The organism is Paenibacillus rhizoplanae (assembly GCF_042684125.1).
GTDB lineage: Bacteria > Bacillota > Bacilli > Paenibacillales > Paenibacillaceae > Paenibacillus_AQ > Paenibacillus_AQ rhizoplanae.
In genome coordinates this window covers 35,389-53,345 of record NZ_JBHUKY010000001.1, presented here as the reverse complement: position 1 = coordinate 53,345, position 17,957 = coordinate 35,389, and the positions used below count along the sequence as shown (strand labels likewise).

Annotated in this window: 17 protein-coding genes; 10 read left to right on the top strand and 7 right to left on the bottom strand. The window is 51.7% G+C overall.

Annotated features, from left to right (window positions below):
• Positions 1 to 327: 327 nt before the first annotated feature.
• Both ACFSX3_RS00220 and ACFSX3_RS00215 read right to left on the bottom strand, forming a co-directional pair.
• On the bottom strand, positions 328 to 3,123 hold the full coding sequence (locus tag ACFSX3_RS00220; protein WP_209994506.1) for an O-antigen ligase family protein: 2,796 nt from the start codon (positions 3,121 to 3,123) through the stop codon (positions 328 to 330).
• Between the two features lie 339 nt (positions 3,124 to 3,462).
• Complete coding sequence (locus tag ACFSX3_RS00215; RefSeq protein ID WP_209994508.1) at positions 3,463 to 3,672, bottom strand: hypothetical protein; 210 nt, start codon at positions 3,670 to 3,672, stop codon at positions 3,463 to 3,465.
• A 200-nt stretch (positions 3,673 to 3,872) separates the two neighbouring features.
• Between ACFSX3_RS00215 and ACFSX3_RS00210 the strand changes: the two genes are divergently transcribed.
• Together ACFSX3_RS00210 and sda are read left to right on the top strand one after the other, a co-directional pair.
• A complete protein-coding gene (locus ACFSX3_RS00210; protein WP_209994511.1) occupies positions 3,873 to 4,535 on the top strand; it encodes a YheC/YheD family protein in 663 nt (220 codons plus the stop codon).
• A gap of 327 nt (positions 4,536 to 4,862) precedes the next feature.
• Positions 4,863 to 5,006, top strand: a complete 144-nt coding sequence (gene sda, locus ACFSX3_RS00205) for a sporulation histidine kinase inhibitor Sda (protein WP_173131749.1) — start codon at positions 4,863 to 4,865, stop codon at positions 5,004 to 5,006.
• 128 nt (positions 5,007 to 5,134) lie between these two features.
• Here sda and ACFSX3_RS00200 read toward each other — a convergent pair whose 3' ends face one another.
• Entirely contained in the window at positions 5,135 to 6,133 is a 999-nt protein-coding gene (locus ACFSX3_RS00200; protein WP_209994512.1) for an NAD(P)/FAD-dependent oxidoreductase, read from the bottom strand.
• Positions 6,134 to 6,434: 301 nt separating this feature from the next.
• On the opposite strand from ACFSX3_RS00200, the gene ACFSX3_RS00195 reads away from it, so the two are divergent.
• Both ACFSX3_RS00195 and ACFSX3_RS00190 read left to right on the top strand, forming a co-directional pair.
• Positions 6,435 to 7,628: an NAD(P)/FAD-dependent oxidoreductase gene (locus tag ACFSX3_RS00195; RefSeq protein ID WP_173131751.1), complete on the top strand. Its 1,194-nt coding sequence runs from the start codon at positions 6,435 to 6,437 to the stop codon at positions 7,626 to 7,628.
• A 1-nt stretch (position 7,629) separates the two neighbouring features.
• Positions 7,630 to 7,941: a hypothetical protein gene (locus tag ACFSX3_RS00190; protein WP_209994514.1), complete on the top strand. Its 312-nt coding sequence runs from the start codon at positions 7,630 to 7,632 to the stop codon at positions 7,939 to 7,941.
• 185 nt (positions 7,942 to 8,126) lie between these two features.
• Here ACFSX3_RS00190 and ACFSX3_RS00185 read toward each other — a convergent pair whose 3' ends face one another.
• Together ACFSX3_RS00185 and hemQ are read right to left on the bottom strand one after the other, a co-directional pair.
• Positions 8,127 to 8,177 carry a hypothetical protein gene (locus tag ACFSX3_RS00185; RefSeq protein ID WP_229521449.1) on the bottom strand — a complete coding sequence of 17 codons (51 nt, stop codon included), beginning with the start codon at positions 8,175 to 8,177 and terminating at the stop codon, positions 8,127 to 8,129.
• A 209-nt stretch (positions 8,178 to 8,386) separates the two neighbouring features.
• Positions 8,387 to 9,145, bottom strand: coding sequence for a hydrogen peroxide-dependent heme synthase (gene hemQ, locus ACFSX3_RS00180; RefSeq protein ID WP_209994516.1), 759 nt, complete (start codon positions 9,143 to 9,145; stop codon positions 8,387 to 8,389).
• A gap of 270 nt (positions 9,146 to 9,415) precedes the next feature.
• Between hemQ and ACFSX3_RS00175 the strand changes: the two genes are divergently transcribed.
• From ACFSX3_RS00175 to dnaI, 3 genes are all read left to right on the top strand, one after another.
• A complete protein-coding gene (locus ACFSX3_RS00175) occupies positions 9,416 to 9,712 on the top strand; it encodes a YuiB family protein (protein WP_025707684.1) in 297 nt (98 codons plus the stop codon).
• 190 nt (positions 9,713 to 9,902) lie between these two features.
• Positions 9,903 to 11,450 (top strand): helicase DnaB, encoded by a 1,548-nt coding sequence (locus ACFSX3_RS00170; RefSeq protein ID WP_209994517.1) that lies wholly within the window; start codon positions 9,903 to 9,905, stop codon positions 11,448 to 11,450.
• Positions 11,451 to 11,468: 18 nt separating this feature from the next.
• On the top strand, positions 11,469 to 12,428 hold the full coding sequence (gene dnaI / locus ACFSX3_RS00165; protein ID WP_209994519.1) for a primosomal protein DnaI: 960 nt from the start codon (positions 11,469 to 11,471) through the stop codon (positions 12,426 to 12,428).
• A 104-nt stretch (positions 12,429 to 12,532) separates the two neighbouring features.
• Here dnaI and ACFSX3_RS00160 read toward each other — a convergent pair whose 3' ends face one another.
• Together ACFSX3_RS00160 and ACFSX3_RS00155 are read right to left on the bottom strand one after the other, a co-directional pair.
• Positions 12,533 to 13,906 (bottom strand): glycoside hydrolase family 43 protein, encoded by a 1,374-nt coding sequence (locus ACFSX3_RS00160; RefSeq protein WP_209994521.1) that lies wholly within the window; start codon positions 13,904 to 13,906, stop codon positions 12,533 to 12,535.
• Positions 13,907 to 14,113: 207 nt separating this feature from the next.
• Positions 14,114 to 14,275: a YqzM family protein gene (locus tag ACFSX3_RS00155; protein WP_173131770.1), complete on the bottom strand. Its 162-nt coding sequence runs from the start codon at positions 14,273 to 14,275 to the stop codon at positions 14,114 to 14,116.
• 185 nt (positions 14,276 to 14,460) lie between these two features.
• Between ACFSX3_RS00155 and ACFSX3_RS00150 the strand changes: the two genes are divergently transcribed.
• From ACFSX3_RS00150 to uvrC, 3 genes are all read left to right on the top strand, one after another.
• Positions 14,461 to 14,907, top strand: a complete 447-nt coding sequence (locus ACFSX3_RS00150) for a GNAT family N-acetyltransferase (RefSeq protein WP_379255193.1) — start codon at positions 14,461 to 14,463, stop codon at positions 14,905 to 14,907.
• Positions 14,908 to 15,147: 240 nt separating this feature from the next.
• Positions 15,148 to 15,465 (top strand): thioredoxin, encoded by a 318-nt coding sequence (gene trxA / locus ACFSX3_RS00145; protein WP_036701616.1) that lies wholly within the window; start codon positions 15,148 to 15,150, stop codon positions 15,463 to 15,465.
• Between the two features lie 178 nt (positions 15,466 to 15,643).
• On the top strand, positions 15,644 to 17,692 hold the full coding sequence (gene uvrC / locus ACFSX3_RS00140; protein ID WP_209994524.1) for an excinuclease ABC subunit UvrC: 2,049 nt from the start codon (positions 15,644 to 15,646) through the stop codon (positions 17,690 to 17,692).
• Positions 17,693 to 17,957 lie beyond the last annotated feature (265 nt).

Genomic DNA, 17,957 nt, shown 5'->3' with positions numbered 1-17,957 from the left:
TTGGTTTCGTCACCTATAACTTCGAGAATTTGGGGAGGTACTCCTTTTTCTATGCTCAAAAAAACCAGGTATAGCAAGGGTTTTTAATTATGAAATTGTCTCCGAAGTGCAATAGTTTGTCTTTTTGGATGAATTTTAGCGGTATCTATTGTAGGAAATACAATTAGAACAAGAAATACAGAGTAAATCTAGCAAAAATAAGGGAGGATCAGCCGCCAAGCCAATGGCCATGAAATAGCGGCTCGGCCCCCGCACACAGCAAAGAGCGCACTGCCGCAGGCAGGCGCTCTCTTTGCTGTTATTTAAGGGATAACTGCTATGGTGCGGTTACAGCGGCATCCCCGCCACTTCATTAATCTTCGCCGCTTCTTCAGAATCGGCGGCGATCAGCTTCTGATAGACCGCCTGATCCTGGGCGCTCTGCATCCGCTGCTGAACCGCCAGAACCCAGCGGGCAAGCTCGCGATTGATAGGATTGCTGTAGTCCTCACTGAGACCTTGCTTCAGTGTGGCTTCTGCGGCCTGCATATCCTGGGACATATATTGAATCTTCCCGGTGTTCAGCAGCAGTTCCGGTGTTACTGTGACTCCCTGCTGCTGCGCATCCCGGTCTGCAGCCGCGTGGGCATAAGCGTCCAGCCCGGTTTTGAAATACCGGTTCTTACCCAGTGTCTCCTGATCCCCCAGATCATTATTCCCCAGGGAATAGGCCTCCTGTGCCCGCTTCAATGCTGCGGCTCCCAGCTCCTGGGACCGGCCTATGACTGCGCTGTACCATTCTGTAGTCCACAGGCGTCCAGCGTCCGTCAGGTCCTCATATCCATTGATGAAGCCCTGCTTGATCGTTGTCAGTGCAGCTTCCTCATCACCTGTCATATGCTGGATTCGGCCTGCATTCAGGGCAGTAGTGGAGATAACGAAGAATTCCCGGCCCTGAAGCTGCTCGGGAGGGAGGCTCTTCAGGTACTCTATACCATCGGTTATATGCTTATACACAGCTAATGCCGAATCGAAATACTTCTGTTGCCCTGATTCATCCTGCTTGGCGTAGGCCTGCAATCCAAGGAGGGAAGCGCGGCTGATTAATTGGTCGTACCAGTTAATGTCCCACATGAACTTGTCCGCATTGTCCAGATAGACATGATAGGCCTCATCACTCTGGCCCTTCAGGTCATAATAGCCTGCGAGCTGGGTCAGCAGCTCTTTGTTATACGGCTCATCCTTCAGCGCGAGGGTCAAAACCGCATAGGCCTCGTCCAGGAACTGCTCATTCTTGGTCTGCTCATACACCTTCTGATCCAGCAGAGACAGATAAGTGGCGGATTCCGGGTGATTCGGACGGGTTTTGAGTGCTTTTACCAAAGGAGCTTTGATCTCCTCATAGGACTGGCTCACTTGGATCAGCTTCTTGGCTGCATAAGCTTCAGAGCTTGAACTGATGTACCCGAGAGACAGGAACAGCAGATATCCGGTGCCGATCCCCAGCAGTCCGTAATAGCCTGCCCTAACCCAGAGCTTTTTCCACTGAAGCCGGAGCGGCTTGCTCTCCATGGCAACAGCCATGCCCCCCAGAGACAGGAACACCAGGATACCCATAAACGCATAACTTAAGTTGAAATCCAGCAGGCTGTGGACCAGAATAGACAAGGCAATAATGAGGTAGAAGAAACCGTTATTGTAGTCGTCGTTCTCCCGTTTCACGTACCCTCGGATGTATTTGCTGAAAATAAACAGAATAAAGCCCATGAACACAAGGAAACCGACGATTCCCACTTCGATCAGATATTGCAGAAAAAAGTTATGAACCTGGCGGCTCAGGTAAGGGTTGTTCTGATAATGCTCATAGAGCGATGCCCAGCCCCCGCCTCCCGTTCCTAATACCGGATAATCCTTGACTACTTTCATTGCATCTTTGTAAAAGGTAAAACGTTCAAGGACACTGTGCTGCCTGAAGTTGATATTCTCCAGCCGTGTCCCGATATTCGCCGGCAGCACATTGCGAGCACTGGTGCCGATGAATAAGAAGGCGATCGCCGCGACGCCAGCCACAGACACCAGGGGAAGCCACACTCCGCTCCAGCGGCGTGATTCCGTGCTGCCCAGCTTACGGCTTAGCCAAGGGGCCAAGTAACGCTGGACAACGAGGGAGAGAGCGCCTGTACAGGCCGATGCCCCCAGCAGGTAGCCCCAGCCCTTCAGGGCTGCCGAAGAGGTGAATGCCGAGTTCAGCTCCAGACCCAGGCTGGTGACGGGATTCGTAATCAGCAGGGATAACACGCCGGCAATAGCAAGATGCAGGGTCCAGAGAATCTGCTGCACCGGCTTCAGGAAGAGCAGCAGGAGAATGAATACCACCGGCAGCAGGACCAGTCCGCCGCGGGATAAGGTGAGAAGCAGGGAGACTATTATTGGAACCAGCATGAAGCCGTGCATCAGCTGCCCAGTCCATTTGCGGGAGCGGATCAGCGCGAATACGGCCACGAACAGAAACGCCATCAGGAAGGCTGCATATGTATTGGCGTACTGAAAAATGGAAGTCAGGCGAAGCCCGTTCGAGTCGGTCATCACTGCGTCGCCGTACCTGCCCCCAACCACAGTGGGTGAGAACCAGCCTACAAGACTGCCGGCAAGCTTCCAGCTCCCGAGCCAGTTCAATAGACCGAAGCCGACGATCAGATATGCTATGGTGAGTACACCTAGCTGGATGGTGTAATTCAGCCGCTTCTGCCGGAGCAGATACATACTGGTAATGAAAATTGCGGCATAGGTAAATTGGGTGAACAGCATATTCATTGCCATATAATGTGAAGCGGCACCCAGCAGTGACAGAGCGTAGGTCAGGGGAAGCAGAAGGGCGGCTGCGGTGAGCAGATCACGCTGTCCCTCCAGCCTGAACGCTTTGAAATACAGGATCGCACAGGCCAGCAGGAGCAGGCCGCTCAGCAATGCAGCTACATAAATGGGCTTCTCAAATTCTGATCTCATCCCGTTGAATAGTCCAACCTGAAAGGGTGCCCAGCCCAGGAACAGGATGAATGCAATGCAGAGCGCCCAAGCTGCTCCCGGGCTTTTCTCGATAACCTTGGATGAAGAAGCTTGCTTGCCGTATACAGGTTTAGACACGATAGAATCTCCTTTTTCAAAATATTGGGTCTTCCAATTTATTGCACATACATATTACGGATATAAAGTGAAAAAGTTGTTGTCTGAACGGAAATTTCAAAGATTGGAGTGTCTTGCAGGAGGGAGAGAGAGCAAAAAGGTGGGGAATAGGCCGGAACCTGCTCAGCGAATGAAGCAGTCTGTCTGCACAGGCCAGCCTGCCGCAGTTTTCATAGAATAATGTAACGGGGCGAATCTATGAATCATTTGAATGGACGCTTAAGAGTTCCGCCCGAAGGCAGCAGTGGAGACAGGAGTTAGGCGATACGCTTCCTGGGCCACTGCTGCCGGGAACAAGCTTCAGACGGCGAGAATGAATTTCAGGTTAATCATGAATACGATCAGGGCGGAGGCCCCCAGGGAAAAGGCGATGCAGCCGGCACCGAGCACCCTACGCCGGTCTTTGATGAATTTGAAGCCAAGCGCACAGACGAGTATCGTCGTTCCTGCCAGTACAACAGACATGCCGATCATCGCAAACCAATACAGGATTTCAAAAAACTCTGCCATTAGGAAACCCTCCCTTTCAGGCAATAATACAACGTATTTTAATGATTTTCCAGTCAAATGAATCAGGGACATAAGGCCCCGCAGCCATATGCCCTTTTTTTGCTGTGGACTGCTATACCACGGACAATCATACAGGAGGGCACGGCCTTTCGTGAGTAATCTATAGGGTAGGCTGGGAATGCGAAAGGAGAGGGCAAATAATGGCGGGGAGAGAACTGGCAAGCAAGCTGCTGAAGACGGCGGCGCTGCTTAGCGATTCACGGGTTGCCGGTTACATTCCGAGAACGCGGGAATATAGTGCTGCCGGATTGTCCGCGATGCTTGGAAGCTACGGTAATGTTGTCATCAAGCCGGTTGTAGGCGGAGGAGGATATGGTGTCATCAAGGTGTTCCGGGATCATAGGGGGTACGGCTTCACGTATATGCAGAACACACGTATCTATGGAGACTTCACTTCCATGCGCCAGGCACTGGACAGATTCAAGGTGAAACGGAAATATTTGATTCAGCAGGGGATCTCCCTTGCACGGATCTCCGGGCGCCCGATTGATTACCGGGTCAAGGTGGTGAAGGTCGGCGATCACTGGGAGTTCCGCTCTATGGTAGGGAGAGTAGCCCGGCCGGGATTGTTCGTTACGAATCTCTGCAAAGGGGGTACAATGCTTAGCTGCCGTCAGGGACTGCGAAGATCACTGCCGAGAGTGGGGACGTCTTCCAAGAAGGCGGAGATGCGCAGGCTGACTATAGTCTGTATCGAGCTGCTGGAGCGTCATTTTCCGGGGATCGGTGAACTGGGCTTCGATTATGCCGTGGATCATCGGGGGAAGATTTGGATTTTGGAAGTAAATACAAGACCAAAATGATTAATAAAATTTTTATATTTGACGATAAATACAGTAATAGGCTAATATTGCGTTTAGTTGTTTGAAATCCGAGGTAATACAACAAGAAATATCCCAGCCAATTATGAACATTCTAAAAAAGTTTTTTTGTGGAGATGTAAGGTTTCAGCCCTGTGTATAACTGTTATCCCCATAGTCCACTGCGGAATTCCTGACAATATAACCCTTACTAACATATTATACACAGGATCTCCACAGCAGCTTGTGGATAATGAGAACGCTTGTTCGAAAAATGATAGTTTGCTATGATAGATTCAGATCCAAATAAAGGAAAGGTAGGTGAACGTTATGGTTGAATTGTCGGATGAGATGCTGCTGGACTCCTATCACAGAGCTATAGAGCTGCATTTAGAGCATGATTTCATCGCCCTGCTTCTCGCTGAAATTCGCAAACGGAACTTACACTCTCCAGTCCATGCGGTTCTTCATTAAAGATCAGAGCACATTTCTGCAGCATTGGAATTAATTAAACCGCAAGCACCAAGAAATAGGGTATCTTTTCAAGTTGAGGTGGAATCAACCTGAAAGGATACCCTTTTATTATCAATAAGCGATAAATTCTAGAGCTTAAGATTGCTGCTGTGTCCGGGAGACAGCTTCGCTTCCGGATCAATATACACCTTGGCGTTATTGATGGCAGTAGGCGCTTCTCCGAATCCGACAGCAATCAGCTTCAGCTTGCCCGGATAGGTGGTAATATCGCCAGCGGAGAAGATTCCCGGGATGCTGGTCTCCATGCGGGAGTCAACCACAATGGAGTTGCCCTCAATCTCGATTCCCCACTCGGCAATCGGTCCCAGGGAGGAGACAAAGCCGAAATTGACAATAACGCTGTCCACTTCGATTTCCTGAGTTTCCTTGGTCTTGATATGGGACAAGGTGACCTTGGTAATGAATTCTTCACCGTGCAGCCCGGTAATCTCGGATGGCGTAATAACGTTCACCTTGGAATTCATCAGATTCTCTACACTATGCTCATGCGCACGGAATTTATCCCGTCTGTGAATCAGTGTGACCTGCTCGGCAATGGGCTCCAGCATAAGCGCCCAGTCCACGGCAGAATCGCCGCCGCCGCTGATCAGCACCTTCTTATCCTTATAAGCATTCAGATCGCTGACGAAATAATGCAGGTTGGCTTTCTCGAAGCGCTGTGCATCGGGGACCTCCAGACGACGCGGTTCAAATGCGCCTACCCCTGCGGTGATGATGATGGCTCTGGTGTGATATTCAGCTTTGTCAGTGGTGACGATGAAGTGTCGCTCCTCCTGTTTCACAACCGATACGACTTTCTCCTCCAGACGGATATCGGACTGGAACAGCTCCATCTGCCGGGAAAGGTTATCCACCAGTTCCTGTGCGGTGACCTTAGGGAAGCCTGCGACATCGTAAATATATTTCTCAGGATACAGAGCAGCAAGCTGCCCTCCAAGTTGGGGCATACTCTCAATAAGGGTTACTGAAGCTTGACGCATACCGCCGTAAAATGCGGCAAACATACCGGCTGGTCCCCCGCCTATAATTAGCATATCGCTCATAGGAACGGTTTGCTCTATTGTCATGAAATACTACACCTCCGAGTTGATAGTTTCAAAATGCCATACAAGCGTACCTACTCATTATAAACATAGTGACACCTGCCTTGCAAAGGCTTTGATTTCAATGAAAATTGTGACATTTTGTTGTATGATTATATTTGATTAAAACGATACTAAGGTTTACAATGGATATGGTTATTTTAGAAATCCTTTAAGTTTTATTGGAAATTCTTCTGAATTTAAGTGTATAAATTCACAAAAGAAACCTGATTTTTTAACAAAAAATAACACATAGACAGATTCACCTGTTGGAAGGAGCCGGAACATGAGCAGTATTCCCAAAATCGTTATTTTAGGCGCGGGATATGGAGGGATTTTGACCGCCCAGCGGCTACAGAAAGCTTTGAATTATAATGAAGCCGATGTAACCCTGGTTAACCGCCATGAATATCACTATTTCACGACCCATCTGCATATGCCTGCAGCGGGCACGGACAGCATCGAGCATACACGCGTGTCTATCTCCAAATTAATCGATGAGTTCAAGATCGATCTTGTCAAATCCTCGGTGCAGGAGATTCGCACCCAGCAGAAGAAGGTTATTCTGGAGGATGGAACGCTCTCGTATGATTACCTCGTGATTGCCCTTGGCGGTGAGCCTGAAACGTTCGGGATTCCGGGACTCGACAAATATGCCCTGACCATCCGCAGCATCAACTCTGTGCGGCTGATCCGGGAGCATATCCAGTACCAGTTCGCCAAATACAAGAATGAGAATAATGCACAGGAGCATATCAACTTCGTCATTGGCGGTGCGGGCTTCAGCGGGATTGAATTTGTAGCGGAGCTGGCTGACCGTATTCCTGCACTATGCAAAGAATTTGATGTCGATCCAAGCATGGTCAACATCTATAATATAGAAGCTGCGCCTACGGCGCTGCCGGGGTTCGCGCCGGAACTGGTTGAGCATGCCATGACCGTACTCACCAAGAAGGGTGTAACCTTCAAAATGGGCGTAGCGATCAAGGAATGCCTGCCTGGCGGCGTGATTCTGGCCACAGGTGAAGAGATCAAAGCCTCCACAATCGTATGGACCGGCGGGATCCGCGGGAACCGTCTAATCGAAGCTGCCGGATTCGAAGCTATGCGCGGACGGGTGAAGGTAGACGAATATCTGCGGGCTCCGGGACATGAGAACATCTTCATCATTGGTGACGGCTCCCTTATGATTAATCCGGAAGGACGTCCGTACCCTCCGACGGCACAGATTGCTATGCAGCAGGGAGAGTGCTGTGCACATAATCTCGTAGCGGCCATCCGCAGCCAGCAGCCGAAGAAGTTCGCCTTCAGCAACAAGGGAACCGTAGCTTCGCTGGGTAAGGGCCAGGGAATTGCCGTAGTCGGCGATAAGACGTACAAAGGCTGGACGGCAGCGCAATTGAAGAAGGTAGTCGATATGCGCTACCTGCTCATCATCGGCGGCATCCCGCTGGTACTCAAAAAAGGAAGATTCCTCTAAGATGCGCCACTGCAGCGTACAAGTTCGCGGACTATTGACGCGTGAGGAGCTGGACCGCTATAATGCTCTGATTGAGGTAGGCTCTTATCTGGAGGATCAGACGCGGTATGATCTGGCCTACAATATCCAGAAGGAAATCGACATTCTCATTCTCCCGGCCATTGAGCGCCTGAAGGATAAGGGCCGCGCCCGTGACCGGGCGACGGCTGAATATCTGGAGAGCCTGCGTGACGGGGATGAAGACGAAGACGAAGAGGATACGGCAGGCAAAGACGAAGACGGCAAAGTGAACGGCGGAGACCCTTCGCTATAAGCAGTTTTTAGCTGTATATATTTATTTTTTAAATCCACCTGTGGTATAGTGGAAGTAGAAAAGACGTACAATGCAAAGAGAGCCGTGCTTGCAACACGGCTCTCGGGTGGCAATAGCCGCTTTTAAGGGCGGCGGCTTTCGGAAAAGTAGTCAAGAAATAGACCGTCTCCTTTGACCAGGGCGGTCTATTTCTTTTTGAGGTAGTTTAGCAGAGCAATAATGAACATGCCAAACATGAACATCAGAGACAACGCTTGATAAACCTCCATGAGCCTCACCTCCCTTCCGGGAGATTAGCCGACCGCCCTTGTAAGCCTTCCATTGCTTATGCGATTATTCCATTCCAATGGCCTGTCTGGGTAGGTATTAAAGATAGATAAATTTAAAAGAGGGAAGGGTTTCCATAGTGGATGCCTTCCCTCTTAGTATAAGTTACAGTCCGCTGTTACAGCTTCAGCAACTCTTCGAACGATTCCTCGGTCAGCAGGTTGCCGACATAGAAGGGGCCGAACTCGCCGTAGCGGGCGCTCACTTCATCGAAGCGCATCTCGTAGACCAGCTTCTTGAATTGCAGCGCATCTTCAGCGAACAGCGTCACGCCCCACTCCCAGTCATCGAAGCCGACGGAGCCGGTGATGATTTGCTTCACTTTGCCGGCGTAGCTGCGTCCGATCAGGCCATGCGAATGCATTAACTCGCGGCGTTTGTCCATATCCAGCATATACCAGTTGTCGGCAAGCTCGCGCTTCTTGTTCATCGGGTAGAAGCAGATATGCTTCATTTGCGGCAGAACAGGCTTCAGCCGGGCGGCCACATGCGGGTTCAGCATCGGATCGCTGCCGTCACCGGCACTTCCTCCTGCGGCATAGTTGCTGAGCTCAACGATACTGACATAGGAATAGGCTTTGGTCGTATATTGGGCAAAGGCAATCTTGTTAAAAGCGGTCTCCAGCGCATTCAGCGCCTCCAGACTCTCCCGCAGAAACATCATCACGAAATCAGCCTTCTGGCCAACGATGGAATAGGCGGCAGAGCTGCCCTCTTTCGCTTCCTCGACAGGTCCCCACTCCTGCATGAAGGCATGCAGCTCCTCCAGGGCAACTGCCCGTTCTTCGTCATCGGCTGCTGTCCAGGCTGTCCAGTTCAGCGAGCGGAAGTCATGCAGCGCATACCAGCCTTCCAGTGTCAAAGCGGCTTCGTTCAAGTTGTTCACTCCTTATAATTTATCGGGTGTATTTTCCTTCGCGTAAAATCTTCTCTGTTCGCATACGTTAAATATGTATGAACATAGGTCGGGTGCTATTTGCATTGTAGCGCAGCGGGCGGTAGAGAGCAAACGCTGAGGCCCCCATTAAGGCTTATCCCGGTATTCCGCGCGATAATGTTCATTGCTTCGCTACATTTTTTCTAGTAAACTTACTATTATATAAGCTTGGGTGTGCGGTTCTTTATAGAGAGAGGGGATGGCGGTACGATGGGATTTATTCCGGTGTTTGTTCTGGCCGTTTTATTCTTTGTGATGATGTTCGGCATTGGCTTCATTCTTAATATGCTAATGAAGACCACCTGGTTTCCCGCCTATCTCTTCGTTATTGTCATTCTGCCGGTGGTGGTCTACTCCATCTGGGACCGGAGCGCGATGTCCTTATGGGAGCACCTCTCTACCTTCCACATCGTGGATTATCTTACCGGCATAGCCGGTCTTGCCGGAGCGGTGCTGAGCGGCTGGACCATTCAGAAGCTGCGGCTGGGCGGATACAAAATGTTCTAAGCGCCACCTGAAGGGCAGTACAGCAAGAAACGGCTAATCTCCTACCGGGGAGAAGCCGTTTTTTCTTGCTTTTTCCGCCAGAATCAGCAAGGATTCCTCTTTATTTTACATTTCCGGCCGGGTGTTTTGTGATAGAATAGAAATCTATATGATTTCGTATATCGTATAGAAGAGGGGGAGGTATCCGCAGATGCGTATGAGCAACCTGCATCATTTCACTGAACATCATCGGTACTGCGTTTCCCGCGAATTCGGTCTAAGCCATCTGGACGGACGGATGCTGGGCTCTGTCTATCAGCCGATGGTAGGCGCGTTCGCCATCAGCCTGTACAGATTGCTGTTCGAGCATATTCCGGCTGAATCTATCGGTTATTCCGGGGTGGAGCAGCAGCGCAGGCTCTTTATGACCCTGGGCGTTGAACCCAACGAGAAGGGCCGTAAATATATGGTAGACCAGGCTTCCCGGCTGGAAGCGGTGGGACTGCTGCAGACCTGCCGGCTGTATGCCGCGGAGAACGATGATTATATGTACGAGTACGAGTTAATGCCGCCGCTGTCGCCGGCTGATTTTTTTGCAACCCAGCATTTGACGCTGCTGCTCCGGGATAAGATCGGTAAGTTCGCAGTGTTGTCGCTGCGCGAGCAGTTCTGGCATCGGGAACCGGAGGAATGGAGCGGGCGGTCGATGGGAAAAGAGAATATTTCACTGCCCTTTTATGATATTTTTGAGCTGAACACCCATGTGATCGACTATGAGCTGGAGCAGGCTCTGGCCGAGGTAGCTACTGTGCGTCAGCCCGGCACCAACCAAGAGGCGGATTCGAATATCGCCTACAGCGATATTATCCTGCGCTTTCCGCGTGAATCGGTTAACCGTGCGCATGTCGAGAAGCTGCGTTTTGACCATAATCAGATGGGCGTCATTAATTATGTGGCCCGCAAATATGAGCTTGGACCGCAGGATGTGTGCCGTCTGCTGGATGAGGATGATGTCTTCACGCCGGACGGAGAGGTGATTCTGGATACACTGCAGTACAAGGCGAGCCAGCATTTCCGCCAGGATCTGAAGCGCCAGGAGAAAAGAGAGATCGCCGCGGCCAAGGTGGTATCACTGCGTTCTGCCGCTGACGGGAGTGATCCTTCCGGCGCGCCGGTGGAACAATCGGTCGAAATGGAATTTTATGTAGAAGTGCCTCCGCAATTTCTGTCCAAATGTGACATTCACCAATATAATATGATGCTGCGCAACGAGCCTTATACACGCCTGCTGCAGACGTTCTTCCCCGGGGCGGTTCCGGGACAGCTCATGGATATCTTTGAGAAGATTGATTTGAACTATAAGCTGAACGGCGAAGTGATCAATGTACTGATCCATTATCTGATGACGATGGTGGCTTCCGGCGGCGATCAGCGGATGAACCGCAACTTCGTGGAGGCGATTGCCTCCAATATGCTGGTCAAGCAGGTGAATACTTACGAGAAGGCCGTGCGCTATATCCGCGACCAGTCGAAGGTGAAGGGCAAGGGGGCGGCTTCCGCCTCCTCCGGTACAGGCACCCCCGGAACCCGCCAGCGTTCGTATACGAAGAGCGGCGGCCGTTCCGGCAAGCAGGAGATTCCGATTGTGCTTGATGACGGCAGTGCCGGAACCGTATCGGAAGAAGAATTCGCGGCGATGATGAAGAAAGCGGCCGAGATTAAGGCCAGCAAGAAAAAAGGCGTTCTGAGAACGCCCTGAAGAAAGTGAGGTGCAGCGATGGAGTCCATGGGCGAAGTGCTGCGTTCGATGAATAACCCTGCTCTGCGCCAGCGTTCCCGTGACCTGGAGCAGACCCTGCTGAACCATCCCCTGGTCAAGGAGCTTCAGGCTGAGCATCCCGAGCTGGAGGAGTCCCGGCTGCGGCTGCACTTGAGCCGGTTATACCAGTATGTTGAGGAGGACCGGCATTGTAAGAACTGCCCCGGCCTGGCGAACTGCCCGAATGATTTCCAGGGGCATTACAGCAAGCTTACGGTGGAGACGGTGAATGGTGTAACAGACCTCTATGAACGCAAGACGCCGTGCAAGCTCAAGATTGCGCAGGACAATCAGGATAATGTCCGCAAGCGGATTCGCAGCTTCTATGTGGATGAGCGGGTACTGAACGGCGGATATGATGAGATGGATATTATGGGCAAGGACCCCCGGCGGGCCTCAGCCGTGAACAAGATATTTGACTATATAGCAACAGTACGTGCAGAGGGCCTGACTTCGCGGGGCATTTATCTGCAGGGCAGCTTCGGTACCGGCAAAACCTTCCTGATGTGCTATCTGCTCCATGAGCTTGCCATCTCAGGCTACAGTGGCGTGATTGTCTATATGCCGGATTTCATCGAGGAACTGAAGCTGATTATGATGGACAACCAGAAGCTGAAGGAAATGGTAGATACAATGAAGAACTGTGATCTGCTCATCTTCGACGACATCGGAGCCGAGAATCTCAATCCCTGGGCACGTGACCATGTGCTCGGAGCGATCCTGAACTACCGGATGAACCGCAAGCCGACTTTCTACACCTCAAATTATCCGCTGGATGGGCTGGAGAAGCATCTCAGCATCACCAGCAAGGACGGCGAAGAGGTCTACAAGGGCCAGCGGCTGATGGACCGGATCGCCCCGTTCGTGGACGTCATTCCCCTGCATGGGGAGAACCAGCGTGGCAGTGCCAGAGGCTAAGGGGTACAGTAGTAGCATTAAGCATATTGCAAGGTAAGTTACTTTCAACGCAAAAAGGGACCCCGCCATCATCTGGCCGGGGTCCCTTTTCGCTATGCTTAGATTTAGTTGGCGCTGAATTTCCACCAATTCATATTGAACAAATACCCGCTGCCGCCTGTGAATTTCAGATAGAGGTCATGAGTCCCGCTTGCTCCGCTGACCGTGCAGGTCTTGGTCACCCAGCTCTGCCAGCCCCCGGTATTCTGGACCGCACAGGTGCCGACCAGTGTTCCAGTCGGACTGTCCAGCCGCAGCTCAATATTGCCGCCGCTGCCTGCCGATGCTACCCGTGCTTCGAAGGCTGCGGCTCCGGCGCCGAAGTTCACATTTTTGATTTTGAGATAGTCGCCATGATCGATGAAGCCGACATTCATTCCCCCGTCCGTATCCGAGGTGGTCTCGGTCTCTACCCCGGCTGCCCATGCGCTGGTTTCGGCCTGTGTTCTGACATAGGGATTGAGCGTGGCGATGGGCTGCGGCCCGGCGGTTGTCATGTTGATGATCGGGAAGCTCCCGTCCGCGTTGTAGGTGAATTGCTCTACCGCCACCGACCGGGTGAAGCCGCCTCCTCCAGGCAGCGCGCCATTGTGATAAAAGAAATAGGAGCGCCCTTTGAAATCGATGATGCCCGGGTGATTCGTGAAGCTGCCGCCCTGCGTGGGCATGATAATTCCCCGGTACTTCCACGGGCCGGTAGGCGAAGAGCTGGTGGAGTAGGCGATATTCTCGGGAATGCCGCTTGCGCCGTAGACCATGTAGTATAAGCTGCCGCGTTTGTAGAACCAGGGTCCTTCTTCGTAGAGGGTAGGTCTGTCAGCATTGCCGTTTCGCACACCGAAGCTCTCTGTGGTCATAGGCACCTGAACAATACCTGTACTCTGGTTGTAGGAGATCATATCCGGGTTCAGCTTCACATATTTCAGCGTCGGGTTCCCCCAGTAGAGGTAGGCCTGGCCGTCACTGTCTACATATACTGTCGGATCAATATCGCCCCAGCTGCTGGAGACAAGCGGTTTGCCGATGGCGTCCACGAACGGGCCGGTCGGGCTGTTCGAGACGGCGACGCCAATGGCGGGCCGACCGAGCGAAGTGCTTTTTGCCGTGACATAAAAGTAGAATTTGCCGTTGCGCTCAATGACCTGGCTGGCCCAAGCTTCTCCGCTCGACCAGCTGAACGCCTTGTAGGATAACGGTGACCCGTGATCTGTCCAGTTCGCCATGTCCTTGGAAGAGTAGACCCTCCAATCGTTCATCGTATAGTAGGTCGAGTTGTCTTCATCATGTCCGGTGTACAGGTATACCGTGTCATTGTATACAAGCGGGGCCGGGTCCGCCGTATAGAGGGTCTGCACAACAGGGTTGTCGGCGAACGATACCGGGGAATATAGCGACGATGCCAACAAGCCTGCGACAGCAAGGCTGACAAGCTTTTTCATTCTTCCTTCCTCCTTCATTTATTATATAAAAGCGCTTTCGCATACAGAGTAACACGGCTCCTGCGAAACAAAAATGTGTTTTCTTTTTATGAAATTGTAAATTTATGTTATTCTCAGCAATTCCCGCTGGAGCGCAAAATGAACGCAAAAAAACCCGGCATCCTGCCCATGCCTGGGCGAAGAATACCGGACACTGCAACTACGCAGCTATTCAGACAAAAACTTGATGATCACCATTCCGAAAAAGACCACGGTCATGAAGCCGGTCATTCCGAAGAAACCGACCAGCAGATCACCGAGATCATTGCGGGGCTCCTCATTGATATGCTCCCGCGGGTCACGGACCTGTGCGTTGACATTGACGTCCATTCGCTTCTTCCTCCTTGCTGTTGCATGACTGCATGAAGTGGGTTACAGTTATACATGTGAGAGAAGTCATTGACAATTAATGCGCTTTCTTCAAGTATACGAAGATGCAGGGGAGATGTAAAGATAAGAAGGGTGATTTTATGATACATATAAGACCAATGGAACCGCAGGAGTATGATTTTCTTATGGATATGCATTATGAGTCCATTCATATTGAACAAGGGAAGCCTCCCAGAAGTGAGCTGCTGAATTCTTCGGGGATTGCGAAGTACAACGAACATTGGGGGAGACAAGGTGACAGGGCGGTAATCGCACTGGTGGACAATCAGCCCGCAGGTGCTGCCTGGTACAGGCTGTTTGACGAGACGAACCAGGGCTACGGATTTGTGGATGCGCAGACGCCGGAATTAGGTGTGGCTATACGGTCTGACTACAGGCAGCAGGGATTGGGAATCAGGCTTATGGAGGGCATCATACAGCAAGCTGTATCCGATGGCTACCCGTCACTTTCGCTCAGTGTTGATCCGGAGAATCAGGCGGCCGTCCGGTTATATAACAAGCTCGGCTTCGAGTATGTCGGGACAGCCGGTACCTCATGGACTATGAAGCTGGATCTCAGGGACAAAGTCTGAATTGTTAAAAGACAAATTAATTTTATGCAATATAATTTCTCGAAATATATAACAAATGCATTGTATTTATGTTATACTGGGGATGTGTCGGTAAATGATAATTTGGTTATCATATTACATGAAGCATTTTATCCCGCTATATTCTCGGAGTAATTTCGGCAGACTTGGCTCAGGCTAGAGAAGCGGAAGTTATTTCGTACAGCTTAAGCTCAACAAAACTTTTTGAGGAGGAACAATATCATGGCTATCGTGAACGTGTCTGACCAATCCTTCGTGAACGAAGTGGAAGGTCAAGGTACTGTAGTAGTAGATTTCTGGGCACCTTGGTGCGGCCCTTGCAAAATGCTTGCCCCTATTCTCGAGGAATTGTCCACCGAGCTGGGTGACGATGTGAAGATCGCTAAATTGAATGTCGATGAGAATCCTGAGACAGCTTCCCGTTTTGGAGTAATGAGTATTCCTACTCTGATCTTCTTCAAAGACGGCCAGCCTGTGGACAAAGTCGTAGGACTGAACTCCAAGGACTCCCTTAAGAATATCGTAGCCAAACATCAATAATTGATTATAACCTGCTGTAACCGGGGCCTGCGGCCCCTTCACACAAAGCGCCTTCGGTCTACCGAAGGCGCTTTGTGTGTCCAATACAAACGGATGTTCTATATTAAGGCTTGAATCTGTAGTACATTCTATTCTACACTTACCGTATAACGCTGTAGTAACAGGTGGGGGAGAACTTATGGATTATATGGATAATATCCGCAACAAGCTTGCGCTGCTGCCTGATCTGCCCGGCTGCTATCTGATGAAGAATCAAGAGGGTACGATTATATATGTAGGCAAGGCCAAGGTGCTGAAGAACCGCGTGCGTTCTTATTTTACCGGCAGCCATAACGGGAAGACGCAGCGGCTGGTCGCCAATATTGTGGATTTCGAATATATCGTGACATCGAGCAATATGGAAGCACTCATTCTGGAGTGTAATCTGATCAAGAAGCATATGCCGCGTTACAACGTGCTGCTGAAGGATGACAAGACCTTTCCTTATCTGAAAATCACCAACGAAGCTCATCCGCGCCTGGAGGTTACCCGCCGGGTGCTGAAAGATAAAGCTAAATATTTCGGCCCGTATCCGAACAGCTACGCGGCTCAGCAGACCAAGAAGCTGCTGGACCGGATGTATCCGCTGCGCAAATGCGGGGTAATGCCGAAGGAGGTCTGCTTGTACTATCATATGGGCCAGTGCCTGGCGCCGTGCGAGAAGGAAGTGCCGAAGTCTGCTTATGAGGAGATTATCCAGAACATTTCGTCGTTCCTCGGCGGAGGGCATGATGCGGTGAGGAAGGATCTGCAGAAGAAGATGCAGGAGGCGGCCGAGGAGCTGTATTTCGAGCGGGCCAAGGAGCTGCGCGACCAGATTCAGCACATCGATGCCGTGATGGAGAAGCAGAAGATCAATACGGCTGACACCAAGGACCGTGACGTCTTCGGTTACGCGGTGGACAAGGGCTGGATGTGTGTGCAGATTCTGTATATGCGGCAGGGGAAAATGATTCAGCGCCACTCGTCGGCTTTTCCGTTCTACGGGGAAGCGTACAGTGACTTCATGTCTTATGTGACGCAGTATTACAGCGACAATCCCGCGCTGCCGCAGGAGATCCTGCTGCCGGATATGGCAAGTGCCGGAATGCTTCCGCCGGAAGCAGATAGCGCCGCTGGTCAGGGAAGCGGCGGACCGGAGGCTGGGGGAATGCCGAGCGGACAGGCGCTGATGGCAGCCTTAGGCGCAGAGGATGAGTCGGAGGCCGGTGTGCAGACCGGTGAGACGGTCAGCGCAGGTGAGGCACTTGCGGCTGCTCTGGCAGCGGCTGATGACGCTGTGCAGGGGCAGGAGGAGCAGGAGGCGGTAGCCGAAGGGACCGTGGATGCGGCTGGAGGCGCAGCCGCCCTGCAGGAATGGCTGGGCATCAAGGTGCTGGTGCCGCAGCGCGGGCTGAAGAAGCAGATGATCGGCATGGCCTGCCAGAATAGCCGGGTCGCGTTGAATGAGAAGTTCCGCCTGATTGAGCGGGATGAAGAGCGTACCTCCGGGGCGGCCAGCAGTCTGGGGCAGAGCCTGGGGCTGGACTCGCTGAACCGGATCGAAGCGTTCGATAACTCGAATATCCAGGGGGCCAATCCGGTCTCGGCCATGGTGGTCTTCATCGACGGCAAGCCTGCCCGCAAAGAGTACCGCAAGTATAAGGTCCGCACCGTACAAGGGCCGGATGATTATGAGACGATGCGTGAGGTGATCCGGCGGCGTTATGAACGGGTGCTGAAGGAGAATCTGCCGCAGCCGGATCTGATCGTAGTCGATGGAGGGAAGGGCCAGATCTCTTCGGCGATCGATATTTTGCAGAATGAGCTGGGATTATTCATTCCGGTCTGCGGTCTGGTCAAGGATGACAAGCACAGAACCGCCCAGCTGCTGATCGGCGATTCCGCTGAGCCGGTCTCGCTTGCCAGAGACAGCCAGGAGTTCTACCTGCTGCAGCGTATCCAGGATGAGGTTCACCGGTTCGCCATTACGTTCCACCGGGAGCAGCGCGGCAAGTCGATGGTCACCTCGAAGCTGGATTCGATTCCGGGCATCGGGGATAAGCGCCGGAAGCTGCTGCTGAAGCATTTCGGCTCGCTCAAGAAGATCAAGGAAGCCTCCATTGAGGATTTCAAGGTGCTGTCCATCGGCGAGAAGCTGGCCGGCCAGATTCTGGAGGCGCTGAAGGACGAGGAGCCGTCAATCTAAAGTAGATTTGAACGGTAACGGACCAGAAGCCGGCCCCATGTGGGCCGGCTTCTTTGGGTTTGGTCAGGAATGGAGGGTATCGTCAGAAATCCCGCTACATCCCCTTGTGGTGAAGTTCCGTAATCTTTCGCTGCACAATTAGCTAAATCTTTATATTCTGCATAAATCGTCGCTTTTAACAATTGCAACCGGTTTCGGTAAGGGGTACGCTTATTATGAATCTATGAAAGCGCTTGTGTGAAAGGTGTGAACTTCCAGAACCAGG